Source organism: Carboxydocella thermautotrophica, assembly GCA_003054495.1.
In the GTDB taxonomy this organism is placed as follows: Bacteria; Bacillota.
Window position 1 is genome coordinate 2468726 of sequence record CP028514.1, and the last position, 24101, is coordinate 2492826.

Genomic DNA, 24101 nt, shown 5'->3' on the forward strand with positions numbered 1-24101 from the left:
GGCGGCAAAAACTGCCGGACCCAGTCAGGCGATACAGGCCAGAAAGCCGGTGATAACTGCTCCAAGACTGGCCAGTTTCTCCCGCATGTTTTTGCACCTACTTTCTCTTGCATTCGCTACCAATTAGTATAGCATACTGCCCCCGGGTAAGCAACTGTTATTTTGTCGAGTCTTGTTGACGCAGCAGATGGGGACAGTTACAATCTTTATTAGTACAGTTAAAGGAGGCCCCGAGATGTTTAGTATAAAACCAAAAAATGATATTTTCTACCGCTTGTTAGGTGAGCTGGCCCAGTGCCTGGAAGAAGCTGCCCGTCATTTTCGCGCCATCATGCAAGAACAGCAACACTCTGAGCAGCTAATGCGGCAGCTGGATCAAGTTGAAGAAAAAAGCGATCAGATTGCCAAAGAATTAAAGAAAGAAATCAATCGTACTTTTATTACTCCCATCGACCGGGATGAGCTTTTCCGGCTCACCCAGGGGTTAGAGCACGTGGTCGATTACCTGCACGGCACCTGCGTAAAACTGGGACTCTATAAAGTGGAACAGACTACCCGGACCGGTCAGGAGCTGGCCGGGGTTGCCTTTGAAGCCAGTCTGGCTCTAGCCAAAGCCATAAAGCTCTTGCCGGAACTGACTTCCCGGCCGGAAGCAATCCAGAAGCTCTGTCAGACTATCAATGAGCTGGAAAGCCAGGGAGATAATATCTACCGCACCGGCCTGGCCCAGCTTTTTGCCCTGGATTGCAGTCCGTTGGAAATCATCAAGTGGAAAGACCTGTATGAATATATGGAAGAAATGCTGGACTTCTGTGATGATATGGCAGATTTATTAGAGGGAGTAGTGCTAAAATATGCTTAGTCTCACCGCTTTGGTCATTATCGTTGTTATCCTTGCTTTGTTGTTTGACTACTTAAATGGCTTCCATGATACCGCCAATGCTGTTGCCACTTCCATTGCCACCCGGGCCCTCAGCCCCCGGCAGGCAATTCTCCTGGCTGCCGCTTTTGATTTTCTAGGAGCGGTAACCCATACCGCTGTGGCAGCTACCATCGGAAAAGGAATTGTGGACCCAGCAGCCATAACCCAGACGGTTTTAATCGGCGCCCTCTCAGCTGCTATTTTCTGGAACCTGTTTACCTGGTACTATGGCATTCCCAGCAGTTCTTCCCATGCCCTCATCGGCGGCCTGGTAGGAGCTGCCGCTGCCCAGCACGGTTTTGCGCTCATCAAGTGGACAGGCCTGAGTAAAATCATCCTGTCCCTGATCTTATCCCCTATTCTGGGTCTGGTGGTGGGCTATCTGGTAATGGTGGGTTTTTTCTGGCTCTTCCGCTTTTCTCATCCCCATCAGACCAATAATGTTTTTCGTCGCTTACAGATCCTTTCAGCAGCGCTTACTGCCTATTCCCATGGCTCCAATGATGCCCAGAAGTCCATGGGCCTGATCACTATGGCTCTCGTCAGCGCCGGTATGATTGATACTTTTCATGTTCCCTTCTGGGTAGTAGTTGCCTGCGCCAGTGCCCTGGCCCTGGGTACCGCTACAGGGGGGAAAAAAATAATCCGCACCATGGGCGGGCGGATTTTTAAAATTGAACCCATAAATGGTTTTGCCTCGGATATTAGCTCTTCCCTGGTAATATTGCTGGCTTCCCGCTTTGGCCTACCCGTCAGCACTACTCATGTAGTCGCTTCCGCACTCATGGGAGTGGGCACAGCCAAAAACTTTCGCGGGGTAAAATGGGGGGTGGCCCGACAGATTATTACCGCCTGGTTTCTCACTTTGCCAGCTACCAGCCTGATCGGAGCCGGGGTCTATCTAGCCCTGGAATTATTGCTCTGATAGCTCCCTGGCTGCGGCCAGGACAGCTTCGGCATGGCCGGCTACCTTGACTTTGCGCCAGATCTGTCGGATAACACCATCGGCATCGATCAGGAAAGTGGATCTTTCAATCCCCATGCTTTTCTTGCCATACATATTCTTTTCTTTTAATACCTCATACAACTGACATACTTCCCCGTTACTATCACTGAGCAGAGGAAACTTCAGATCCAGTTTGGCCGCAAATTTCTCATGACTGGCTATGGAATCCCGGCTTACTCCGAGAATAACGGTATTGATGGCAGCAAACTGCTCCATCCGGTCATTAAAATCGACCGCTTCATTGGTTCAACCAGGAGTATTGTCTTTAGGATAAAAATAAAGAACAACCTTTTTGCCAGCTAATTGGGATAAAGTGATTTCCTGTCCCCCGGTAGCGGGCAGGGTAAAATCAGGGGCCTTGAAGCCGATCTCTACCATATTCTCAACCTCCTCTGCTACTTATTTTCCCCATTGGAGCAGGATTTCCTGTTTTGTTGTCGAAAAAAATTTTTTAGAAAAACTTCTTAGGTCCCCCCCAAAAATGATTGCCTGTTCGTATAATATAGCGAAAAGGAAAAAGGCAAAACCATCGAAAGGTGGTGACGCAAAGCTAAAGGGGCTACCGCAACTCCGTTGCCAGGCCAGCCAGCTGCCCGAGTGCGAGGCGATTTACCTCCTGCTCTGGCAGGAGGTAAAATTTTGAGCATTAAAAGGAGGTATGTCTTATGACTATCAAACACAAATTCCTGGCCACTTTTGTTGCCGCAATCCTGGCTCTTGGTCCTGTTTCCGCTGTTTTTGCTGAAGGGGAAACCACTACTACCACTGATGCTACAACCCAGACCACTGTTACTTCCGACACCTATGGCAATACCACTACTACTACCCAGGTCAATCCTTTTGAGCAGCAGGTTCTGCAGGTAAAAGCGGTGCTGGTTAAGCTGCTGGACAATCCGACCGATACAGCACTCAAGGCTGAGCTGAACAAGCTGATCACCAGCAAAAAAGATATCCGGGTTCTGGCCCAGGCTATCAATAGTCTGAAAAAAGATGCAGTGGCTGATTTCAAGAAAACTAAAGACAGTAAGACCTATGTGAAACGCATTCACCGGATCAATGAGCTGGCCAGGATGCTGAAAAAGGAAATTGTCAAACGGGAAAATGAAATTAAGAAAGAACAGAAAAAAGACAAGCGGGAACTGGCTCAATTAAAAGCCCAGGAAAAGAAACTGAAACAGGAACTGAAAGCCAAAGCCAAAGCGGAAAAAGCCAAACGTAAAATCGCTGAATTACAAGCTAAAATCAAAAAGTTGGAAGCTGAACTGGCTGCCGCTACCTCAGCTTTGAATCAAACTGCTCAGGCTACTACAACTGTTAATGCCTCCATTACCCAGTAAAAATCCAAGCCGCAGGCAAAGCCTGCGGCTTTGTTATTTAACCTCCACCGGGCAATGCGTTTTACTGTTTCAACCTGGGATCCAGGGCGTCCCGCAAACCGTCTCCCAGCAGATTAAAGCCCAGTACATTCAGCATAATGGCAATCCCGGGGAATATGGCCACCCAGGGCGCTTTAAGCAAGAGATCCCGGGTATCGGCCAGCATCGCCCCCCATTCCGGTGTAGGTGGCTGAGCCCCCAGGCCCAGAAAGCTGAGGCCGGCGGCATCGAGAATAGCTGTACCGATGCCCAGGGTAGCTGTTACAATAATGGGCGCAATGCAGTTGGGCAAAATATGGCGGAAAATAATGCGAGCATCCCTGGCCCCGATAGCTTTGGCCGCCTCGATATATTCAGTGGCTTTCACCGCCAGAACAGTAGACCGTACCACCCGGGCAAAGGTTGGCACATTCACCAGTCCGATGGCCACCATGGCATTTTCCAGACTGGGCCCCAGCACTGCCATGATAGCGATTGCCAGCAGGACACTGGGAAATGCCAGCATTATATCAACAATACGCATCAGGATGGAATCCAGCCAGCCGCCATAATAGCCGCCCAGAGCCCCCATCAGGGTGCCTACTATCAAAGCAATGCCTACAGAAATAACCCCCACTTCAACAGAGATGCGGGCACCATAAACAATCCTGCTAAAAATATCCCGGCCCAGCTTGTCCGTTCCCAGCCAGTGCTTGCTGCTGGGTGGTTGCAAGCGCTCCTTCAAACTCCCATCATGAACGGGGTCATAAGGAGCGATGAGCGGGGCAGCCAGAGCAGTAAACAGCAAGATAGCCACAATCAGCGCACCCAGCAGGGCAACTTTATTCCGCTTTAGCCGACGCCAGGCGTCAGCCCATAGTCCTCCTTTGTTCTGGCTCATGGCGCTCCTCCTTAACTGTAACGAATGCGGGGATCAATATAGGTATAAAGCAGGTCGACCAGAAGATTGATTAACACAAACAGCATGGCTATAAAAACAATACTGCTCTGCACCACCGGAAAATCCCTGGCCATTATGGCAGCATAGATATAGCGGCCAATTCCCGGCCAGGAGAAGATGGTTTCCGTCATTACAGCTCCACCCAGCAAGGAACCAAACTGCAAGCCGATTACCGTTAAAACCGGCAGGAAGGCATTGCGCAGGGCGTGCTTGAGCACAATCAGCCACTCCGCCAACCCTTTGGCCCGGGCGGTGCGAATATAATCCTGCCGCAACACTTCCAGCATGCTGGAGCGGGTCATGCGGGCAATGATAGCCATGGGGATAGTGCCCAGAGCCAGCGCCGGCAAGGCCAGGTGCCAGAGGGCATCCCTAAAAGCAGCCATATCCCCGCTGAGCAAGGCGTCCACAGTAATTAAGCCGGTAATCACTGGAACAGTATATTCAGTGCTCAGGCGTCCGGAAGGAGGGAACCAGCCTAAAGTCTGGGCAAAGAGGTAGATCAGCATCAGACCTAACCAGAAGATGGGCATAGAAACCCCGAACAAAGCTCCTACCATGGAGATATTATCAAAAAAAGAGTATTGTTTCACTGCCGCAATTATACCCGCAGTCAGACCGACGATCACCGCCACCAGCATGGCCGCCAGAGTCAGTTCCAGGGTGGCCGGGAAAAAAGTAGCCAGTTCCTTGCTTACCTGTTCATTGGTAACTATGGAACGGCCCAGATCTCCAGTCAGAATGTGGCTTAAAAAACGGCCGTATTGAATATATAAAGGGTCATTTAAACCCAATTGTTCTCGCAGTTCTTTTAGCGCCTCGGGTGTAGCCCGTTCGCCCAGCATGATCTGGGCCGGGTCCCCGGGAATAAAATGGATTAAGGAAAAAGCCAGCAGGGTTACACCAAAAAAGACGGGAATAATCTGGAGCAAGCGACGAACAATATATTGTGCCATGAATTTTCCTCCCTGAAAGAGAGAGCAAGAGGCCGGCCGCAACCGGCCTCTCCTCTGTCTTTACCAGCTTACTCTTTGTCAATGGTGTTAAAGCATTCACTACCAGTGGGATGAGGTACCCAGCCCTTGATATTTTTCCTGGCCGCAACCGGCGGGGTGGAATGAACCAGCGGTACCCAGGGAGCATCCGCTTTAATCAGCACCTGAGCCTGCTTGTACAGTTCAGCCCGCTTGTTCTGGTCGGATTCCTGCTGGGCTTTAATCAGCAGGTCATGAACCTTGTCATTCTTGTAGAAAGCAACATTTGAAGCAGAACCTTTGGTAGTGTTGTCCTTGTCCAGCAGAACATAGAGGAAGTTGTCGGGGTCACCATTATCCCCGGTCCAGCCCAGGAGATAGAGTTCGTGTTCCCCGTTTTCCCCTTTCTGGAGATAAGTACCCCAGTCAAAGGTTACGATTTCAGCCTGAATGCCCACAGCCGCCAGATCCTTCTGAATGGCTTCAGCAATTTGCTTGGGCTGCGGCATATAGGGCCGGGCGACCGGCATGGCCCAGAGCCTGGTCTTGAAGCCATTGGGGAAACCTGCTTCAGCCAGCAGAGCTTTGGCCTTAGCCGGATCATACTCATAGTCCTTCACTTCATCATTGTAACCCCAGAGAGAAGGCGGCAAGGGGTTCTTGGCCGGCTTGGCCAGACCAGCATAGAAGGCATCGATCAAAGCCTGCTTGTTGATGGCATGGTTAATAGCCTGGCGTACTTTTACGTTATCAAAAGGCTTTTTCTCGGTGTTCATGGCCAGATAGCCTACGTTCATAGAAGGACGCAGCAGTAACTGCAGATTGGGATCATTCTTGATTCCTTCTACATCATCGGGGTTTACCCCGATCATAGCATCAATAGTGCCAGCTTTCAGTTCCATCAGCCGGGCACTGTTATCAGGGATGGTGCGGAAGATAACCTTGTCAACTTTAGCTTTTTCGCCCCAGTATTCTTCATTCTTAACCAGGACTACTTTGTCATCCTTTTTCCATTCCACGAACTTAAAGGGACCGGTGCCCACCGGGTTTTTGAAGTAGTCCTGACCGTATTTCTTGATGGCTTCCGGGCTGGAAATACCGAAAGCAGCCATGGCCAGGTTGGCCAGGAAAGGAGCATTGGGTTTTTCCAGAATGAACTTGACGGTATACTCATCTACAGCTTTAACTTCCTTGATGATGCCGGGGAAACCGCCAAACATAGCGGCATAGTATTCGAAATCTCCCTGGTGATAGGGATTGTTCTTGTCGCGCCAGCGATCGAAATTGAATTTGACAGCTTCGGCATTGAAGGGCGTACCATCATGGAACTTAACTCCCTGACGCAGTTTGAAAGTCCATTCCAGCCCATCCTTGGAAGCTTCCCAGGACTCGGCCAGTGCCGGTTGGATCTCAGTGCTATCCTGCTTGTATTCTACCAGAGTGTCAAAAATTTGCTGGGTAACATAGATGGATTCACCATCGGTAACATTGATGGGGTCCAGACCGACGGGGTCACCGGACTTGGCGAAGATGAAGGTTTTTTCTTTCTTCTCTTCCCCTGCCGGTTTGCCGCCGTTGTCGGCGCTTTTGCCGCCACCGCAGCCGCTGAGCAGAGTACTTAAAGCCAGCACACCAGCCAGGGCCAGGGACCACAGTTTCCGCATTTTCACAACTCTCAACCTCCTCATATTGATATTTGCCTGACCTCAATGACTGCCCACTACTACCGGACAGGCAACCTGATGGCCCTGTCCCACTTCCTGCAAACGTGGTACCTCCTGCCGGCAGCTCTCTCTGGCCAGCGGGCAACGGGTATGGAAATTGCACCCCGCTGGCGGGTTGACCGGACTGGGCACGTCCCCTTGCAGGATAATGCGTTCCGCCTTGCGGCCCGGTTTAGGTAAGGGAATGGCGGAAAGCAGGGCCCGGGTGTAAGGATGCATTGGATTGCGGTATAGCTCCCCGGCTGAAGCTATTTCCACAATCCGGCCCAGATACATTACTGCCACCCGGTGACTGATGTGTTTCACCACACTCAGGTCATGGGCAATGAAGATATAGGTCAGGCCAAACTCTTTTTGCAATTGTTCCAGCAGGTTAACTACTTGAGCCTGCACGGATACATCCAGGGCTGATACCGGCTCATCGCAAACAACCAGTTTGGGCTTAACAGCCAGGGCCCGGGCGATACCGATACGCTGTCTCTGCCCGCCGGAAAACTCATGGGGGAAACGCTCGGCATGGTAATGGGGCAATCCCACGACATCCAGCAGCCTCTTGACTTCCCGGGCCGCCTCTCTACGATCGGCCAGCCCGTGAACCAGCAGGGGCTCAGCGATAATCTCCCCTACCGTCAGGCGCGGGTTCAAGCTTGCATATGGATCCTGGAAGATCAGCTGCATTTCCCGGCGTTTTTGCCGCATTTCTTGCCGGCTCAGTCCCAGCAGGTCCTGACCCTCAAACAACACTTTCCCGCCTGTGGGCTCTAATAACCGCAAAACACAACGCCCGGTAGTGGATTTGCCACAACCCGATTCCCCTACTAAACCCAGGGTTTCCCCTCTGGCCACACTGAAGGAAACACCATCTACCGCCTTCACCGCCCCCACCTGTTTCTGCCGGATAAAACCTTTAGTAATGGGAAAATGTTTTTGCAAATCGATTATTTCCAGTAATGGCTGGGTCATGGCTTAAACCTCCGTTTTTTCCTCGGCATAGAGATGACAGGCTACCAGGTGGCCCGGTGCCAGTTCCCTGTACTGCGGCCTTTTCTTCTCACAGAGGGAGCTTTTGTGCTTACAACGAGGAGCAAAAGCGCATCCTTCTGGCAGATTGCGCAAATCCGGCGGTCCGCCTTCAATGGGCTCCAGCGGCTTTTTCTCCTCGGCCTCCAGGTCTGGCAAAGAGCCCAGCAAGCCCCAGGTATAGGGATGTTTCGGTTCGGCAAACAGAACCTCAGCAGGGGCATATTCTACCGGCCGCCCGGCATACATCACCAGGACATCATCACACATCTCCGCCACCACCCCCAGGTCATGGGTGATAAGCAGGATAGAGGTATGGAAGTCCTCTTTCAGTTTTTGCATCAAGTCCAGAATCTGGGCCTGGATGGTTACATCCAGGGCCGTAGTAGGTTCATCAGCAATCAGCAGTTTAGGATTACAGCTAAGCGCCATGGCGATCATGGCCCGCTGCCGCATCCCGCCACTGAACTGGTGGGGATAACTCTGAGCCCGGCGTTCCGCTTCCGGGATACCCACCAGTTCCAGCATCTTCACTGTTTTCGCCCAGGCCTCCTTGCGACCCAGCCCTTGATGTAAACGAATAGCTTCTGCAATCTGTTCCCCTACCGTCAGCAGGGGATTGAGGCTGGTCATCGGGTCCTGGAAAATGAAAGCAATATCATTACCCCGAATGGCCCTGAGCTCTTTTTCCGATTTGGTGAGCAGGTTTTCGCCATTGAACCAGATCTCCCCGCCCTCGATTTTACCCGGCGGTTTGGGGATTAGCCCCAGGATCGACATAGCGGTAATGGATTTTCCGGAACCTGATTCTCCCACTACCCCCAGGGTCTCGCCCTTGTTGAGCCTGAGATTGACCCCGTCTACCGCCTTGACCACCCCTTCCGGAGTGTAGAAATATGTGCGCAAATCCTTGATTTCCAGCAAAATTTCCTCTGTCTTCATTTTCGCCGCTCCTGTATTCAATCTTTCTGCTCTATTACACCTTTGTTTCTTTGCTGCTATTATGGCATAAATATAAATACTTTGCTATTTTTTCTCATATTTATCTCAGAAAAGAAAAAAGCCTGAACTAATTGCCAGGCTTACTGAAATACTGAATAAAGGCATTAATTTGTTTTTTAGCTTCCTGGTATACTTCCGGTAACTCATTGACCAATGGTTCCATACGACTCCAGACCAGTTGAAAGCCATAAGTATGATGAATAATATGTCGGAAACTACGATATTCCGCCAGTTTCTCACCCAATTCTTTTGATATTAAAGCTGGCCGGGTTTCTGGAATGGCAAGACACATTTGTTCCGCCAGGTCCCTGTGCCAATTTCTGCCCTGAGGAAGGCTTTCATCGATATCTCTGAAAACGCTCATATACTTGATCAAGATTATCCAGTTCATCGGCAATTCTGGCCAAAGCAATGCGGTAACGCCCGGTCATATTTCCACCCCATTTCGCAGGTTTTTCTCCCAGCCGGGAGGCAGTTCCTCCGCTAATAAAAGATCTACACTGAAAGGATCTGCCAGTCTCAGGCAATCATCCAGGACCTTGAAATATCGTTGCTGATCTTTAAATCCACTAATTACCAGATCCAGATCCGAATTGACACCAAATCTCCCCTGAGCCAGTGAGCCGATCAACCAGACTTTTTCTACCTGCCATTGTTGTTTTAAATAATCGGCAATAATTCGTGCTTTCTGCCAGCCCAGTTGCTGCAACTCTTCGATTTTCTTCTGCTCTCTCGCTCTCAATTCATCCCAATTGGGCAAAAATACTCGCTCTGGCATAAAATCATCTCCAGAAGATGGCTGTACTAATATTATGCCATGTTTTAATCCTTTTGCCAAATATACTTGTTTTTGGGCCGTCCTACCCGACCGTAATCACAGCAAATGACCACTTTCCCTTCCTGCACCAGATACATGAGATAGCGATGGACAGTGGGATAGGCCAGCTCCACCCCGGCCTGAATCTCCTCAATGGTCAGAGGTTCGGTTTGCTGGCGCAGAAAAGCAGCAATGGATTCCAGGGTTTTGGCACTCATGCCTTTTGGTAAATCTGAAACCTGTTCCCGCCGCAGTTGACCATACTGCAAGTGAACCCGCAAACGGGCAATCAAGTCCGGGGCTTTAATAGGCTTTAAGGCAAAATCGCTGGCCCCTGCAGCCAGAAAGGCATCACAGATTTCCTGCCGTTCGTCCACTGTAAGGACAATAATCGGTGTATGGCTATCCAGTTCCCGCAAACGCTCAACGGTTTCCAGGCCATCTAAGGCCGGCATGTGGTAATCCACCAGCACCAGATCCGGATGATGGCGGGTGAACAGCTCCAGCCCGCGAGCCCCATTTTCCGCTTCTATCGCTTCCCAGCCGGCAAATTTGCAAATTTCCCCGACAGTATAGCGAATAGCGGCATCATCATCGATAATCAGGATTTTGGCCAAGCAAACTACCTCCTTCCCGCTCTTCCGGTAGCAATATTTTTATCCTTGTCCCCTGACCTCTTGTTGAGCTGATCTCAATTTTCCCCTGATGTTGAGTTATCACCTGTTTGACAAAAAACAACCCTAACCCCGATGGCTGTTTTTTGGTGGAAAACCCCCACTCCCAGATCTTTTCCAGCTGTTCCGGTTCCATGCCCGGACCGTTATCTTCGATAATAAATTCCACCCAACCGTCATGCCCTCTGGTGCTGAACTTAATCCGGGCATCCGGCTGATGGGCAGTGGCTTCAAAGGCATTTTCCAGGATATTGATCAAGGCCCGGGTGATGCGAATATGGTTAATCGCTAATTCCCGCTCTGCTCCCTGGATATCAAAAATCACCGTCTGCCCGGTATAACGGGGCAATACATGGGCCCTGATGTAATTGACCAGATCTCCGACGGAAATCCTGGTTCTTTTAGCCTCTGCCAGGATTTCCGAAACCATGGCACTGGCATTATCCACCGCCTGGGCGATTTTTTCACTGTACTCCCGGATTTGTTCCTGTACCGTTAGAAGACCCACCAGAGAATTCAGGCCAGCAATAGTAGTCAAGGGTGTCTTGAGGTCATGCACAAGAGTGTGCATTTCCTGTAAATTGCGCAATTCCAGCCAGCGTAAGCGTTCTTCCCCTGATTGAACAGCGGCCTTATAACTATGATAGTACATAGCCTGTAACTGGGTGGCCACTATGGTCAGCAATGCAGTCAATATGGCCAGACTCACCAGAATCAGGCTGATGGCTGTGGCATCACCCAGAAAACTGCTTACCTCGGCCAGGGCGTAGGCTAACTGCCCCTGCGGCCAGAGGGGCCAAAAGCGCAGCCATTCCATGGTAGCTAAACTTAACGGCATCAAAAATAATACCGTTAAAGGCGGTTTATAATCTGCCATAGTTATTACCATGACCAGTGCAAAACTCCAGAACCAGATGGCCAGGGTTAAAAACCAGGGTGGAGTCTCACCCCCTAAAAAATAAGCATAGCTTTCCGCCCCTATAAAGGCCAGGAACGCCACTATGGCCGCCACCTTTTTCCCCAGGGGCCAGCTTAATTTCCAGAGGGTAAAGGACAAGAGCATAGGTACCAGGTCCAGCAGAAAGTAATATAAAAAGCCATAAGCCAGCCCCAGTAGCACCATACCCTCTCCGCTTATCCCGGCCTTTTCATAATAGTTCACTGCCAGCTCTGCCAGAGGTTGAAACAGAGGCGGTCCTACCAGGGCAAGCATTAAAAAGCATATCACCAGAATCTTTTTCGCCATCAGTTTGCCTCCTTAGCGAAAAACTGCATTGAGAGGAATTTTGGCCTGTTCAAAACTGGATACCCGGCTTAAAAGTCCTTGATAGGTTTCCAGTTGCCAATCTTGCCCGGGTGTTATTTCAATAACCAGCAAATAATCAAGATAGGGCCAGATGGCGGTTAAATCCGGCCCCGGCTGGCACAAAACTCCAATTATCCTCATCCCCTGCCCTCTGGCCACCGCCACCAGATTCAAAACCCGCTGCCTCTCTTCCTGCCAGTCCGTATAAGCCGCCTTCATGCTGTGAACATTGTAATCAATAACAACGATCAGGGTTTTATAACCGGTTAAATCCCTGTATTCCGCTTTATATCGAAAGGTATGGTCAATATTCAAGACAGATGTAAGGCGGTTGATTATTACTCCGCCTGGCCCCTGTCCCAGGCCGGTTACCAGTACCGGTTCCCTGGCAATGGGCACCGGTAAATGGGGAATTTCTGTTGCTTCAGGCGCAGATATTCCTTTTTCCGACCAGAAAAACAAGCCAGCCAGGACATAAAAGCAAAGTAAAAAGAAAACTACCATCCACTTTTTCCAGTAAGTAACCTTTGCTGACATCTTAAAACCTCTTTCGACATTTTTAATGACATTATTATTCTTCTTTCGCTATCGACTGGTCTCTTCCTGCCCGGTTGTGAATAAAAACCTGTGGATAATGTGGATAAGTCAGTGGATAACTGTTATTTCAAACCTTTTTTCTGTGGAAAACTTTTAGGACAACTTTTTCGCTACAAAAATTCTGTCGAAAGAAAAAACCCGGAGCTAAAACTCCGGGTCGTTCTTCCCTTGTTATCCCGTTTATTGTAACAGCACAGGCGCTACTTACAGAGCAGCCCGCTTGGCAGAGTAGCAGTCACGGCAATAGACAGGACGATCTTCTCTGGGCATGAAGGGAACTTGAGTTTCGGCACCGCACTCAGCGCAAACAGCAGCATAGGTTTCCCGCTGAGGTCTTTCGGTCCGGTTGTTTTTGCGAGCGTTCCGGCAGGAACGGCAGCGCTGGGGTTCGTTTTCGAAACCCTTTTCGGCATAGAATTGTTGTTCACCAGCGGTGAAAACGAATTCCTGCCCACAGTCTTTACACACGAGAGTCTTGTCTTGGTACATGTAGAAATCCCTCTTTCCTGAATAGGTATTATTCCCTTCGCCCAGGTAATATGGCTATTACTCAAGCAAAGGTATAATCTTATTATAGCTGGTAATTGATGAAAGTGCAAGAGGAAAGAGGAATTATTTTTTGCGGTCAAAGAAAATGGCATCGGGAATGAAATTATTATCCGCTTCATAAGTCCAGACAGCTTTTCGGGCCTGTTGCTGAAATTTTATCTGACTGGCCAGTTCCTCTTTTGTCTTTAAAGCCAGCTCCAGCATCGCCTGATCTTTCTCTCTGATTGTGGTCATGAGATCGCTGTAAGCAGAAATATTATTTTCTTGGACATTTCCTAGCCATTGCAATAAATCTCCGCGCTCCGTCAATAAGCCTTCCAGTTTATCTATTTCTTTATTCAACAATAGAGTGATGATCTCTTCTGTTAAATCGAGGAGACGGATCAGCACCCGTTCTATCTCATTTTGCCACATTCAGGCCACCTCGGACCATGCTGTTATTGTTGTTTTTTGCAATCAGGGCAGCCTGGGCAAAAGCCTCTTTCAGTTCTTTGAAAAAACCAATAACCTCATTAATGATAGTTGCATCTTTTTTAATATTGGCTTCAATTAAACGACGATTCATATAATCGTAAAGAGCTGCTAAATTTTCCGCAATGGGATAACTCCTGTCCAGGGTTGCCAGTAGTTCCAGGACTATATTTTGGGCCTTTACCAGGTTGGTATGAGCTTCACTGATATCCTTCTGCTCTATTGCCTGAACAGCTTTTTGACAGAACCTGATCCCACCATCCAGAAGCATTAAAAGGAGTTTTTCCGGGGTTGCCGTGTTTATTTGGTTATCAAGATATTGTTGATACGGATTGGTTACTGTCATTACTTAATCCCCCGCTTTCTATTTTCCGCCACCAAACTGGGAAGCTAACCAGCTGCTTTGTGCGTTCATCATGTTAATAGCCCGCTCTAAAGCTGCAAATTGTCGATAGTAGCGGTCTTCTTTTTCTTTTAAACGATCTTCTGCTGCGCTAATTCTGTTATTAATTTCTTTAAGTTCTTTTCCAAGGGTGCTATTATCAACCAAACTATATGTGTAAATTGACCCCGCTTTAGCTGAAAATTTGTTAATTTGGTTGCTGATCTCATCATATAAACGTATGGCTATCCCTTTTTCCGCTATTACTGTACTATCCTTACGGAAAATGTTCATCACATCATCAGGGTTGGTATTCAGTTTTTCTCTTAATTTCGACTCGTTCAAATAAAGTTTGCCATTTTCCTGATATAAGCCAGTAGTAATACCAATCTGGGATAACTGGTTGAAACTACTGGGTAGGCCCTGGATAATACTGCTTAACACACTCCTCATCCCACCCAGCGCAGAACTTATTAAACTATCTCCTTTCAGCAAGCCGCTTCGGGCTTTTTCTTCCCATTTTTGTTGCATAGTTTCGGAGAGCTGTTGCCGCTGTTCGTCAGTCAAAGGCAGGTAATCCTTATAACGCTCTTCCGAAAACTTTTTGTTAAAAAGCTCAATAGTTTCATTGTATTTGTCAACAAAACTTTTTATTTTGGCTACTACCGAATCCACATCAGCATTAACACTAATATTAACCGGTGTAGCAGATTCGCTTTTTAAATCTAAGGTTATACCAGCGATTGTAACCTGATTGCTGCCAAAGGTTAAATTGGTTGCATCATTAAAATCAATTATCGCATTTTTCCCTATGACTTTCGTTGTATCATTATTTGCAGCATCAAGGGATACATTGAGTTTTAAAGTATTGGTTAAAAAATTGGCACCGTCACTGCCTGCTACTGTACCGGAAAAATCGATTTGTGCTGTCGCTCCAATAGCAGTAGTTACCAAATAAAGTCTGTCTGTTGTAGTGTCATAAGAAGCATTAACCCCTGCTCCCGCAGCATTAATTTTGCTCACAACTTGATTAATATTATCACCGGCATTAATTGTAATATCTTTACCATTTAATCGAAAAGTTAAATTAACCGCTGTCAGACTCTGACTGGGATTAGCCGCAACCCCCAGTGCCGCTGTTGATGATTTGCTTGCTCCCTGGGCCAAACTATGCACAGTCACTTTATAATTACCTACAACTGCTGCTGAACTGGCATAGGCTTGAACGACCTTTTCATCTGCAGATGTAGCTTTTTTGGCCCGAAAAGTCCCTTCCAGTTTCAGGTTAAAAACTTCATTACGTAATGCAGCCAGTGCCGAATTCAAACTGCGATAATCTTCTTTTTTCCATTCGATAATCTGTTTCTGCTGTTTTAATTTATCGACTGGTATTCGTTCTGCTTTCATTAAATCTTTGATGATTTGATCTGTATCCAGGCCTGTAGCCAGACCTCCAATCCGCAAGTTACCACTCATGGTATTCACCCACTTTCAAATCAGGCCTTTTTGTCTACAATAATTCCGGCTAGCTCCCAGAGTTTTGCGATGATGTCCAGTAATTTTTTGGGTGGAATCTCCCGGATAACTTCTTTTGTTTTATCATCAATCACCGAAATGACCACTTGATTAGTCGGTTTGTGTACTTCATATTCAAAATGTCTTTCTGATCCTTCCAAAACTTTATTTGCCTTTTCTATAACCAGTTGCAACATTTGCTCCTGGTTTTCAATCTTCATATCAGTCTGCTGTTGACTTTCTTCCGGCAACTTCGCTTCTTTATTAATCCTGGCTGGCTCAATATTATTAACATTATTAACCAGCACCCGATTATCAATCTTCATGATAATCCCTCCGCACAATTATCCTTAAATTTATTATCGTAAACAACCCAAAAAAAACAAATGCCATCTGGCTTAAATAACTCTTATTCTCATTATTTTTTAGCTGTTCTAATGGCTTTTTTTATAACATTGACTACATAATCGATTTCAGTTTCAGATAAATTATTATGAAAAGGTAGGGCTACAGTTTTGCTGGCTATTTTTTCACATACAGGAAAATCCCCTTTGCGGTATCCAAATGTCTCACAATAAAAAGGTTGTAAATGTATGGGTTCAAAATAAGCCCGGCAGGCAACCCCTTCAGCTTGCAATTCATGCATAAATAACTCCCGGTTAATATTTTCCGCTAATGTAATCACATAAACAAACCAGCTTATTTTATTTTCCGGTTTTACTTCAGGTATCTTGATTTCATCCAGCTCTTTTAATCGCATATTATATTCCTGTGCTACTTTTTCCCTCTTGGCCATAATCTCCTCAATCCGGCTCAACTGAGCTAAACCCAGGGCACAGCTCATCTCATCCATTCTGTAATTATAGCCCAATCGTTCATGTATCAGCCAGCGTCCCTCTTTACCCCGGCCCTGATTGCGCATAGAACGGCAAAGTTCGGCAATATCATCCCTGTCTGTTACGATAATCCCACCCTCACCGGTGGTCATCTGTTTGTTGGGATAGAAAGCAAATACCGCTGCTTCCCCAAAGCTTCCTGCTTTTCTGCCTTTATATTCGGCTCCTATTGCCTCACAGGCATCCTCAATAATCGTGAGATTGTATTTGGCAGCGATCTCTCGGATTCTATCCATTTCACAACACTGTCCAAAAACATGGACCGGTAAAATAGCCCTGGTTTTTTCAGTTATGGCAGCTTCAATCTTGTTTGGGTCCAGATTATATGTCTCAGGTTCAATATCCACAAACACAGGGCGAGCGCGCTCAAATAACAGGCAGTTGGCACTGGCAACAAAACTAAAAGGGGTAGTAATTACCTCATCCCCTTCCTGGATCCCCAATGCTCTAACTGCCAAATGCAAGCCACTAGTACCACTGTTAACAGCGATGGCGTGTTTTACGCCTGTATATTCTGCCATCCGGGTTTCAAATTCAATCATCCTGGGCCCTAAAGCTAATTGCCCTGAGCGTAAAACCTCCACAACCATGTCTATTTCCCTCTCCGTTATATCCGGAGCTGAAAGCGGTATCTTCATCTAGTTTACCTCCGTTTCTCAAGCTGTCTGGCCGGAACCCCCACTACCGTAGATCTGGGCAGAACATCGGAAATCACCACAGCACCAGCTCCTATCACCGCCTCTGCCCCAATTTTTATGTTTTGAATAACGGTAGCACCAATACCAACATGGGCACCCCGGCCAACCTGGACTTTACCAGCCAATCTAGCACCGGGCGAAATATGTACATTATCTTCAATTATATTATCATGTTCAACTATGGCTCCAGTGTTGATTATTACATTGGAACCAATTTGCACATCGGTGTTAACAATACTGCCAGCTGCAATTACATTATTGACCCCCATTCTGACAGTAACACTAATCAGGGCTGATGGGTGAATGGCATTGATGAATTTCAGTCCAGCTTTTTTTGCTTGTTCAGCCATTTGCGCCCGCGCCTGATTGTCTCCGATAGCAATTATACAGTCTGTATAGCCAGCCTCCTTTAATCCCGGCAATTTTTCGATATTACCTATGACAGGTATATTTTTTATTTTTTGCCCGAACAATTGCGGATTCTGGTCTACAAAAACAATATCCTCCCACTGGGATTGTGCTAAAACTATATCCAGCACCACCCGCCCATGCCCACCAGCTCCTACAATAATCAACTTAGCCATTTTAACCCCCACCATTAATAGGCTATCTGTTTATTTAATAAATCCCGATTTATCTCAATCCTGGCCAGTAAATCTGCAACTCTTGGGCCGGTTTTACCATCTCCATATGGATTATCATAAGTTCGACGCCCATCTTTAAGTGCTTTTATAATAGCAGCATAAATCATTTCCTCATTATAATCGACATCAATCACATTCGTTGCTCTCTCTCTACCAGCTTGACGAGATCCAATATTTATAACCGGTAAACCGCAGCTGGGGGCCTCAATAATTCCACTGCTGGAATTTCCTATCAACACAGCAGCAATCTGCATTAAACCCAGAAAATCGGCAGAAGGGATGCTGGGAAAGGTTTGCAGCCAGGCCCTATTTTGGTATTGCCTAATTATTTCCAGCATCCGCAGGTGCCCGGCATCGGAATTGGGATGGATGAGAATAGTTGGCAACTGTAGCCGTTCCAGCGCCCGCATTGTCTGTTCCATTTGCCAGCCTGCCTCAGTATATTCCCAGTTGACCGGATGCTGTAAAACCAGTAGCAAAGGCCTTTTCTCATCGATCCGATATTTTTGTACGAGAATTTCTCTGGCGGTATATTGTTTATTGATAATATAATCCAACCCGGCTGCTCCGACGACATAGATATTTTCCGGTTTTTCCCCCATTTTAATCAGTCTTTCTCTGCTGCTTTCAGTGGCAGGAAAGTGAATATGGGCCAGTTTGGTAATTGCATGACGGACCGACTCATCGATCGTTCCTGAAACTTCTCCACCATGTAAGTGGACAACAGGAATACCCAGGTGAGAAAAAACAATGGCTGCAGCCAGCATTTCCCCCCTGTCCCCCAGTACCAGTCCCAAATCAGGTTCAAGCTGACCTATTGCTTCTGTCAACCCCAGAATCGCCCGACCAATAGCCTTTGCCATCTCGTCTGGACCGTCCGTTTCAGAGAGAATGGGTACTTCCGCTGCTATGGCAAAACCATCTTGCCTGATTTGTTCAATAGTCCGCCCAAAACGGGTGTGCAAATGCATACCTGTTACTATTAACTGCAAACTTAATTCCTGGTGCTGGCTGATAGCTGTCAAAATCGGTTTATAAATACCATAATCGGCTCTGGTGCCGGTAATTACAGCAATTTTCCTCATAATTCACCTCAAAATCATTCGAGCATATCCCAGGTCAATGGCTGATCGGGTGCAATATCCACTTTTGCCTTTCTGCCAATGACCTTGCTATATAACCCTGGTTCAATCCCAGTACCCGGTCTCTTAATAGCAATCATATCTTCTCGAATAGTCACCCCGCTGGGAATAAACTGACTGGAAACGATACTCTTTCGTGCTACAAGTTTATTGGCCGTCTCTATTTCTGTACATTCCTTCCTTTTGTTGCCCAGTGCTTTTTCTACATTTCTGATTTGCCGTACCATTAAAGTTAATTCCTCGGGATTGAGGGAAGCCTGCTGGTCTGGGCCCGGCAGGTTTTTGTCCAGAGTAAAATGCTTTTCGATAACGATCGCTCCCAGGGCAACTGCAGCTACTGCTACTTCCGTCCCCAGTGTATGGTCGGAATATCCTACCATCGGCCCAAACTTTTCTTGTAGTAAGTTGATCGCTCGCAAATTTACTATTTCTACAGGAGTTGGATAAGCAGTTGTGCAATGCAATAAAACAAGAGGGCAGTTGGAAAGTATTTGAACCGCTTCGGTTATTTCTGATAAATTAGCCATCCCCGTAGATAAAATAACGGGTTTGCCAAGGGAGTTGATTTTATGCAAAAAAGGCTGGTTATTCAAATCTCCGGAACTGATCTTAAACAACTCTACCCCTAACGAATGTAGAAATAACAAACTCTCTTCATCAAAAGGTGTAGACATGAAACGGATTCCCTTAGCCTGACAGTAGGCAAACAGCTCATAATGGTCCTGTTCACTTAACTCAAGTTTTTTTAACATAGCAAACTGGGATTCCCTGGTTTCAGTAGATTTCTTCTGGTAATCTGCTTTTGGCGCATTTCTGGTCACCAGTTTCTCTGCTTTAAAAGTTTGAAATTTGATAGCATCAGCCCCTGCTGCAGCTGCCACATCTATCATTTTTTTCGCTAATTGCAGGTCTCCATTGTGATTAACCCCTGCTTCAGCAATGATAAAAACTGGCTGTTCGGGCCCAATTTGCCTATCCTTTAATACAATCATGCGCATTTCCTCCTGACTCTCAGTCAGTCGCCCGTTTGTACAGTAAACCTAATCGATATAACATTTCTTTAATCTCTGTTTTAGTCAGCAAGGGTCCGGCATCGGAACGATAGGCCTGATACTGACCTTCGGTATTATAACTGGCCGGATCGATACTGGGGTAAATAACAAACATACCGGGTAGTTCCACTGCCCGTGTAGCCTCATCAGCTGTCATCAATTCTTCATGGGGTTTTTCTCCAGCTCGCAAACCAATAACCTCGATTCTGATATCCCTGGCTGTATAATTATGTTTTGGCGCAACCTCTTCGATTATCACTTCCGCCAGATCTCCCAGCCTTAAAGCTGGCATTTTCAGAATAAAGGTCTCCCCGCCCCGAGCGATTTCTCCTGCTTTCAGGACCAGTGCCACTGCCTCGGGAATGGACATCATAAACCTGGTCATCTCCGGATCAGTTATAGTTAAAGGTCCACCCCGGGCAACCTGTTGGATAAACAAAGGAATGACTGACCCCCTGGACCCCATAACATTGCCAAAACGCACACAGGCAAAAACAGTTTTCCTGGCTCCTTTATAGTAATTGGCAGCAGCCATGAGTTTCTCTGCTAATAGTTTGGTTGCCCCCATGGTATTGGTAGGATTAGCTACCTTGTCTGTACTGATGGCAATTACCCGTTCCACTTCTTCATCAAGAGCACATTCAATAATATTCTGGGTACCAAGGACATTGGTCTTAACTGCCTCAAAGGGATTATACTCACAGGCAGGAACATGTTTCAGAGCCGCCGCATGAAAAACAACATCAATCCCTTCCATAGCCCGTTTGAGTCTTTCCTTGTCCCTGATATCCCCCAGTAAATAGCGGATATTGGTATGTGAACGAAACTCATGTTGTAGTTCAAACTGTTTCGATTCATCCCGACTATAAAGGCGAATAACTTCAGGCTGAAATTGCAAAAGCTGCCTGACCAGTTCACTGCCAATCGTGCCTGTTCCCCCGGTCACCAGGATGCGTTTTCCTTTATAAATCTCTTCCATCCTCTTGCCGCCTCCTTAAGGCAAAACGCCAGTAACTCGCCAGTGGTTCATGCCGCCAACCAGGAATATATGCTCCGCCTTCCGTACAGTTCCAGAGTAATTCCTTTCCAGGAAACATAAGGGCATAATTCTCAAACCATTTGAGGTAAGAAAACAAATTGAGGGAAGTAGGTACCTTGCCCCGCTGATCATAACCATCTACCCAGAGTAAGCTATGATCCGCGATTATCTGCCGTGCCGCCACCGTATCTGCTGCATGACTGTAACCGTCTGTATAAGCCAGGTCCTGTCCAACCAGGCCAACAGAGGATGCACCCAATTTCACCAGTAGATCCAGCAAACAGGTAGCTACTGAGCCACCGGTTAAAATAAGGGGTTGATTGCGTTTCTCTGCTTCCAGTTCCGCAGGTGCAAACCCTTTTTGCCAGACAATATACCTTGGCCCCTGATAACTGGCCACTACAGAATGATTTGCCGTTGAAAGATAAAACAAAGGTGGAAGTGGTAAATTAATTTCTACATTAAATTGTTCACTAATTTTTTCATTGGGGTCAGAAATCATTACCAGGTCCGGTATTATACCTGCCTTAACCAGGGGCTTCAGGGCTGTACCCACTGTCGCAATTTTAATAGAGCCTTCTGCAGCAATTTCTTTTAAAATCGAGAGTTGTTTGGTTAGAGACGGTCCTGCCGAGACCAGAAGAACAGGGCTGCCGTTGATGAATTTATTGCAAGCTGTAAGACCAGGATCGTTTAAAGTAAGATTGTGAGCAAAATTTTCTTCAAGTAACTTTTTCTGATTTTTATAAGCTCTCTGTTGTAAAAGATAACTTTCCAGGACTTTTTTAACTGGTGACAGAGCCTCAGACATCAGGGCCAGAGAATGATTGTGAATAAAAACCATATTTTCAGGAGCCAGAAGCAAAGGTAATAATATATTCTTTATTTCTTCTATATTTTCACTGCAATAGATTTTAACTCTCTCGGACAGTCTGAGCAGGTGTTGTTCTTTTATCCAATTATAGAAGTGCGGGTTAAATTCCCATACTGTTATAGGAAAATCGGGGTATTGTTCAGCCAGAATATGGACATGATAACCCAGCCCCAGCCCGATTACCACCAGGGCCTGAGGGTGACCGGTCATCATCTCTGTCCAGCCTTTAACCCACTGCTCGGCTTCACGTAAAGGGTCGTATTTACTGTGTAAATAGATTTCCTTATTTCCCTCTCTGATTTTTACCGTCGGCAAACCAGTTCTGCTTATAATTTTCTCCCAGGTAATGCTCATTAATTATCCAACCACTCTTCCAGGACTGGTACAATCTCATATTCCAGCAGATCGCCCAGCAGAATATAATCGCGGTTAGCGAGAGCTGACTCCAGTTCCGAAAAATGCATAGTTAATTTGCTTGGATCAATCTCTGTTAAAAGGCCAAATTTTTGCAATTCACTTACAGCAGTGATAACCCACTCTAATCCTTCAATGGCTGCCGGCAGTAATTGCATGGCACTGGCTTCATCAGCAGTATGAAATTGCTCGGCAATTTTTTGACAACCTGCAATCAATTTGGGCAGATATTCCGCCAAACTGGCCATGGTTTCATTTAGTAAATCTTCTTTATTCATCTGCATTATCCTCTCTTAGTTTTTCAATAATCTCAGTAACATAAATAACAGCCTTATTGATGGAACGGTAAAGAGCCTCTGATTTATCCAGAATTCTCTTAGTCCGTTCCACAGCCGTTTCCCTGGCTGGTTCCAGATAGAGATGATTGATGCGGAAAATTTCCGGCATAATGGCAAAATGTACTAAATTACTCTTTAACAACTTATTCAATTCCTCATCTATTTTATCCAATTTAGTCAGAATTTTGGCATTAACATGTTCAGTTTGCCGGGAAACCCCCTTTAATAAGTCAAGTGCCTTATGACATAATCGCTCTACTTGTTTTAGTTTAACCATTTCCTCCTCGTAACTTTTCTCAATCCTGTCCCTAACCTGTTCCGGTTCAATATCTTGCAAATAGAGACTGGCCAGGTGAGCACGGACATCCCGGTTACAATAGCGTTCGATAAACTCTCTAAAACTAATGTGTTCCATTCCTTCGATGTAAACTCCACCTTCAGTAGCATTATAAACAGGTCGCAGGTCCTCGTAGACTTTCCGCATGGTCAGCAGCTGGTCTTCAAATTGTTTCTTCATGTTGAGAAAAGGATAATCGGTAATAACTTCTTCTCCATAAAAACCTTTAGTACGCAAATATTTTTTCCCATCCACTTTTTCCGGTTCCAGCTGTATTTCTTTAAAATATTTGTTTCCTTCTGCATGGGATTTATTGCCTGTATAGGCCAGGTCCTGGCCAATAAAACAAATCGGCCCCGAACTAATCTGTCTGGCCAGGTCAAAACAAAAATTGGCTACTGAAGGACCGCCTCTGATATAGCCCAGAGGCTCTCCATAAACCTGGTCAGCCCATTCTGCCAGTTGCTGGTTATCGCTATTAAAAACCACTTTTATACCCCTGTGTTTTGCCGGAATCTCTTTATGCACAATCAAAGCATAATATAAGGGAATATCATCAATTTCTATCCCTTCAAAATGTTTCAGGTTAGCTGTGCTGCCATCAATGGTTACTACCAGATGGGGTTTAACTCCCCCGCTTAACAGAGGATTAATGGTTGACCCTGCAGCTATAATTAATGCTTGATCTTTAATTTTCTTTAATAATTCGAGCTGTTTATTTAAAGATGGCCCTGACGCAGCAATTACCACAGGGCAATCCAGTTTTCCTGCCAAACGCCGAAAAGGTATTGATTTCCAGGAAAAATAGAGATTAGACAAAAAATTATCCTGCCAGGTTTGGGCAAAATACTTGATAGTATTCAAATTTACCAGTTCCAGTTTGCTTACTTCCAAAACCAGTTTTTCCAGTTGATTTTTTTCCTCAGGCAAAAGTTTGTCATAATTGGGAGAACATAAAACTTCCACTCGACCTGCATATTGCAGATTAATTATAAAGCGCAAATGACGTTCAATTTCCATGCGTTCAAATCCAACCAAAATAAGTACGCGCTCATGCGCATAAAACTGGTGTAAATCAATAAATTTAGCTGCTTCTAGAAAGAGTTCAGCAACAGGTTCTATGATCAGCAAAAAATCATTTTCATCCAGGTGTCGCAAAAGTTCTTGAGCAAAATACCCTGCACCAAAACCGAATAAAATGTGTAAATGGTTTTTTTGGTAATGAACTTCTGCCCAACGTTGAGCCTCTTTAATTGGATCATAGCGGCTGTGCAAAAACAAGCCATTGACAATTACATAAGGTTGACCTTTTTTACTGTTCAGTATATTGATTTGAAACTCTTTAAATTGACTATTTTCTAGTTTGATTATTTCTCCCATTTCCATTTCTCC

27 protein-coding genes and 1 riboswitch are annotated in these 24101 nt (G+C 46.3%); of the genes, 3 read left to right on the plus strand and 24 right to left on the minus strand.

Annotated elements, in window-relative coordinates; all coding sequences use genetic code 11:
• Positions 1–235 precede the first annotated feature (235 nt).
• Together CTH_RS12535 and CTH_RS12540 are read left to right on the plus strand one after the other, a co-directional pair.
• On the plus strand, positions 236–862 hold the full coding sequence (locus CTH_RS12535; RefSeq protein WP_159071972.1) for a DUF47 domain-containing protein: 627 nt from the start codon (positions 236–238) through the stop codon (positions 860–862).
• The gene (locus CTH_RS12540; RefSeq protein WP_078665851.1) at positions 855–1847 is read left to right on the plus strand and encodes an inorganic phosphate transporter; all 993 of its coding nucleotides are present in this window, start codon (positions 855–857) and stop codon (positions 1845–1847) included. The genes CTH_RS12535 and CTH_RS12540 overlap by 8 nt, the downstream gene beginning before the upstream one ends.
• Here CTH_RS12540 and CTH_RS12545 read toward each other — a convergent pair.
• Positions 1836–2306 (minus strand): peroxiredoxin family protein, encoded by a 471-nt coding sequence (locus CTH_RS12545; protein WP_107754128.1) that lies wholly within the window; start codon positions 2304–2306, stop codon positions 1836–1838. The two genes, CTH_RS12540 and CTH_RS12545, sit on opposite strands and share 12 nt — an antisense overlap.
• A 131-nt stretch (positions 2307–2437) precedes the next feature.
• A riboswitch (cyclic di-GMP riboswitch) is annotated at positions 2438–2525 on the plus strand.
• A 68-nt stretch (positions 2526–2593) separates the two neighbouring features.
• Between CTH_RS12545 and CTH_RS12550 the strand changes: the two genes are divergently transcribed.
• Entirely contained in the window at positions 2594–3265 is a 672-nt protein-coding gene (locus CTH_RS12550) for a hypothetical protein (RefSeq protein WP_078665853.1), read from the plus strand.
• 61 nt (positions 3266–3326) lie between these two features.
• On the opposite strand, the gene nikC is transcribed toward CTH_RS12550, so the two are convergent.
• From nikC to CTH_RS12665, 23 genes are all read right to left on the minus strand, one after another.
• Entirely contained in the window at positions 3327–4184 is an 858-nt protein-coding gene (gene nikC / locus CTH_RS12555; protein ID WP_078665854.1) for a nickel transporter permease, read from the minus strand.
• Between the two features lie 11 nt (positions 4185–4195).
• Positions 4196–5200, minus strand: a complete 1005-nt coding sequence (locus tag CTH_RS12560; RefSeq protein ID WP_078665855.1) for an ABC transporter permease — start codon at positions 5198–5200, stop codon at positions 4196–4198.
• Positions 5201–5268: 68 nt separating this feature from the next.
• The gene (locus tag CTH_RS12565; RefSeq protein ID WP_107754345.1) at positions 5269–6882 is read right to left on the minus strand and encodes an ABC transporter substrate-binding protein; all 1614 of its coding nucleotides are present in this window, start codon (positions 6880–6882) and stop codon (positions 5269–5271) included.
• A gap of 42 nt (positions 6883–6924) precedes the next feature.
• Entirely contained in the window at positions 6925–7905 is a 981-nt protein-coding gene (locus CTH_RS12570) for an ABC transporter ATP-binding protein (RefSeq protein WP_107754130.1), read from the minus strand.
• A 3-nt stretch (positions 7906–7908) separates the two neighbouring features.
• Positions 7909–8904, minus strand: a complete 996-nt coding sequence (locus CTH_RS12575; protein ID WP_079932796.1) for an ABC transporter ATP-binding protein — start codon at positions 8902–8904, stop codon at positions 7909–7911.
• 127 nt (positions 8905–9031) lie between these two features.
• A complete protein-coding gene (locus CTH_RS12580; protein WP_143311841.1) occupies positions 9032–9355 on the minus strand; it encodes a ribonuclease toxin HepT-like protein in 324 nt (107 codons plus the stop codon).
• Positions 9356–9391: 36 nt separating this feature from the next.
• Positions 9392–9742, minus strand: coding sequence for a nucleotidyltransferase family protein (locus CTH_RS12585; RefSeq protein WP_078665859.1), 351 nt, complete (start codon positions 9740–9742; stop codon positions 9392–9394).
• A 44-nt stretch (positions 9743–9786) separates the two neighbouring features.
• Positions 9787–10398, minus strand: coding sequence for a response regulator (locus CTH_RS12590; protein ID WP_078665860.1), 612 nt, complete (start codon positions 10396–10398; stop codon positions 9787–9789).
• On the minus strand, positions 10373–11701 hold the full coding sequence (locus tag CTH_RS12595) for a sensor histidine kinase (RefSeq protein ID WP_079907194.1): 1329 nt from the start codon (positions 11699–11701) through the stop codon (positions 10373–10375). Before CTH_RS12595 ends, CTH_RS12590 begins: the two co-directional genes overlap by 26 nt.
• A gap of 12 nt (positions 11702–11713) precedes the next feature.
• The gene (locus CTH_RS12600; protein WP_078665862.1) at positions 11714–12298 is read right to left on the minus strand and encodes a DUF6305 family protein; all 585 of its coding nucleotides are present in this window, start codon (positions 12296–12298) and stop codon (positions 11714–11716) included.
• A gap of 264 nt (positions 12299–12562) precedes the next feature.
• Positions 12563–12847 carry a zinc-ribbon domain containing protein gene (locus CTH_RS12605; RefSeq protein ID WP_078665863.1) on the minus strand — a complete coding sequence of 95 codons (285 nt, stop codon included), beginning with the start codon at positions 12845–12847 and terminating at the stop codon, positions 12563–12565.
• A gap of 123 nt (positions 12848–12970) precedes the next feature.
• Entirely contained in the window at positions 12971–13321 is a 351-nt protein-coding gene (fliT, locus tag CTH_RS12610) for a flagellar protein FliT (RefSeq protein WP_078665864.1), read from the minus strand.
• Positions 13308–13724, minus strand: coding sequence for a flagellar export chaperone FliS (gene fliS / locus CTH_RS12615; protein ID WP_078665865.1), 417 nt, complete (start codon positions 13722–13724; stop codon positions 13308–13310). Before fliS ends, fliT begins: the two co-directional genes overlap by 14 nt.
• Positions 13725–13742: 18 nt before the next feature.
• Positions 13743–15236 carry a flagellar filament capping protein FliD gene (fliD, locus tag CTH_RS12620; RefSeq protein ID WP_107754132.1) on the minus strand — a complete coding sequence of 498 codons (1494 nt, stop codon included), beginning with the start codon at positions 15234–15236 and terminating at the stop codon, positions 13743–13745.
• 20 nt (positions 15237–15256) lie between these two features.
• On the minus strand, positions 15257–15601 hold the full coding sequence (locus CTH_RS12625; protein WP_078665867.1) for a flagellar protein FlaG: 345 nt from the start codon (positions 15599–15601) through the stop codon (positions 15257–15259).
• A gap of 92 nt (positions 15602–15693) precedes the next feature.
• Positions 15694–16809, minus strand: a complete 1116-nt coding sequence (locus tag CTH_RS12630) for a DegT/DnrJ/EryC1/StrS family aminotransferase (protein WP_078665868.1) — start codon at positions 16807–16809, stop codon at positions 15694–15696.
• Positions 16810–16814: 5 nt separating this feature from the next.
• A complete protein-coding gene (locus CTH_RS12635) occupies positions 16815–17453 on the minus strand; it encodes an acetyltransferase (RefSeq protein WP_159071973.1) in 639 nt (212 codons plus the stop codon).
• A gap of 14 nt (positions 17454–17467) precedes the next feature.
• Entirely contained in the window at positions 17468–18598 is a 1131-nt protein-coding gene (gene neuC / locus CTH_RS12640; RefSeq protein ID WP_242946635.1) for a UDP-N-acetylglucosamine 2-epimerase, read from the minus strand.
• 14 nt (positions 18599–18612) lie between these two features.
• On the minus strand, positions 18613–19647 hold the full coding sequence (gene neuB / locus CTH_RS12645) for an N-acetylneuraminate synthase (protein WP_174183027.1): 1035 nt from the start codon (positions 19645–19647) through the stop codon (positions 18613–18615).
• A 19-nt stretch (positions 19648–19666) separates the two neighbouring features.
• Positions 19667–20686 carry a UDP-N-acetylglucosamine 4,6-dehydratase family protein gene (locus CTH_RS12650; protein WP_174183003.1) on the minus strand — a complete coding sequence of 340 codons (1020 nt, stop codon included), beginning with the start codon at positions 20684–20686 and terminating at the stop codon, positions 19667–19669.
• Entirely contained in the window at positions 20670–21974 is a 1305-nt protein-coding gene (locus CTH_RS12655) for a motility associated factor glycosyltransferase family protein (RefSeq protein WP_078665872.1), read from the minus strand. Before CTH_RS12655 ends, CTH_RS12650 begins: the two co-directional genes overlap by 17 nt.
• Positions 21974–22312, minus strand: coding sequence for a DUF8042 domain-containing protein (locus CTH_RS12660; protein WP_078665873.1), 339 nt, complete (start codon positions 22310–22312; stop codon positions 21974–21976). The genes CTH_RS12655 and CTH_RS12660 overlap by 1 nt, the downstream gene beginning before the upstream one ends.
• Positions 22305–24089, minus strand: a complete 1785-nt coding sequence (locus CTH_RS12665; protein WP_159073894.1) for a motility associated factor glycosyltransferase family protein — start codon at positions 24087–24089, stop codon at positions 22305–22307. The genes CTH_RS12660 and CTH_RS12665 overlap by 8 nt, the downstream gene beginning before the upstream one ends.
• Positions 24090–24101: the final 12 nt, after the last annotated feature.

Coding starts and splice junctions, on each gene's coding strand:
- CTH_RS12535 (WP_159071972.1), top strand. CDS start 236: ATGTTTAGTATAAAACCAAAAAATGATATTTTCTACCGCTTGTTAGGT.
- CTH_RS12540 (WP_078665851.1), top strand. CDS start 855: ATGCTTAGTCTCACCGCTTTGGTCATTATCGTTGTTATCCTTGCTTTG.
- CTH_RS12550 (WP_078665853.1), top strand. CDS start 2,594: ATGACTATCAAACACAAATTCCTGGCCACTTTTGTTGCCGCAATCCTG.
- nikC (WP_078665854.1), bottom strand. CDS start 4,184: ATGAGCCAGAACAAAGGAGGACTATGGGCTGACGCCTGGCGTCGGCTA.
- CTH_RS12560 (WP_078665855.1), bottom strand. CDS start 5,200: ATGGCACAATATATTGTTCGTCGCTTGCTCCAGATTATTCCCGTCTTT.
- CTH_RS12565 (WP_107754345.1), bottom strand. CDS start 6,882: ATGCGGAAACTGTGGTCCCTGGCCCTGGCTGGTGTGCTGGCTTTAAGT.
- CTH_RS12570 (WP_107754130.1), bottom strand. CDS start 7,905: ATGACCCAGCCATTACTGGAAATAATCGATTTGCAAAAACATTTTCCC.
- CTH_RS12575 (WP_079932796.1), bottom strand. CDS start 8,904: ATGAAGACAGAGGAAATTTTGCTGGAAATCAAGGATTTGCGCACATAT.
- CTH_RS12580 (WP_143311841.1), bottom strand. CDS start 9,355: ATGAACTGGATAATCTTGATCAAGTATATGAGCGTTTTCAGAGATATC.
- CTH_RS12585 (WP_078665859.1), bottom strand. CDS start 9,742: ATGCCAGAGCGAGTATTTTTGCCCAATTGGGATGAATTGAGAGCGAGA.
- CTH_RS12595 (WP_079907194.1), bottom strand. CDS start 11,701: ATGGCGAAAAAGATTCTGGTGATATGCTTTTTAATGCTTGCCCTGGTA.
- CTH_RS12600 (WP_078665862.1), bottom strand. CDS start 12,298: ATGTCAGCAAAGGTTACTTACTGGAAAAAGTGGATGGTAGTTTTCTTT.
- CTH_RS12605 (WP_078665863.1), bottom strand. CDS start 12,847: ATGTACCAAGACAAGACTCTCGTGTGTAAAGACTGTGGGCAGGAATTC.
- fliT (WP_078665864.1), bottom strand. CDS start 13,321: ATGTGGCAAAATGAGATAGAACGGGTGCTGATCCGTCTCCTCGATTTA.
- fliS (WP_078665865.1), bottom strand. CDS start 13,724: ATGACAGTAACCAATCCGTATCAACAATATCTTGATAACCAAATAAAC.
- fliD (WP_107754132.1), bottom strand. CDS start 15,236: ATGAGTGGTAACTTGCGGATTGGAGGTCTGGCTACAGGCCTGGATACA.
- CTH_RS12625 (WP_078665867.1), bottom strand. CDS start 15,601: ATGAAGATTGATAATCGGGTGCTGGTTAATAATGTTAATAATATTGAG.
- CTH_RS12630 (WP_078665868.1), bottom strand. CDS start 16,809: ATGAAGATACCGCTTTCAGCTCCGGATATAACGGAGAGGGAAATAGAC.
- CTH_RS12635 (WP_159071973.1), bottom strand. CDS start 17,453: ATGGCTAAGTTGATTATTGTAGGAGCTGGTGGGCATGGGCGGGTGGTG.
- neuC (WP_242946635.1), bottom strand. CDS start 18,598: ATGAGGAAAATTGCTGTAATTACCGGCACCAGAGCCGATTATGGTATT.
- neuB (WP_174183027.1), bottom strand. CDS start 19,647: ATGATTGTATTAAAGGATAGGCAAATTGGGCCCGAACAGCCAGTTTTT.
- CTH_RS12650 (WP_174183003.1), bottom strand. CDS start 20,686: ATGGAAGAGATTTATAAAGGAAAACGCATCCTGGTGACCGGGGGAACA.
- CTH_RS12655 (WP_078665872.1), bottom strand. CDS start 21,974: ATGAGCATTACCTGGGAGAAAATTATAAGCAGAACTGGTTTGCCGACG.
- CTH_RS12660 (WP_078665873.1), bottom strand. CDS start 22,312: ATGAATAAAGAAGATTTACTAAATGAAACCATGGCCAGTTTGGCGGAA.
- CTH_RS12665 (WP_159073894.1), bottom strand. CDS start 24,089: ATGGGAGAAATAATCAAACTAGAAAATAGTCAATTTAAAGAGTTTCAA.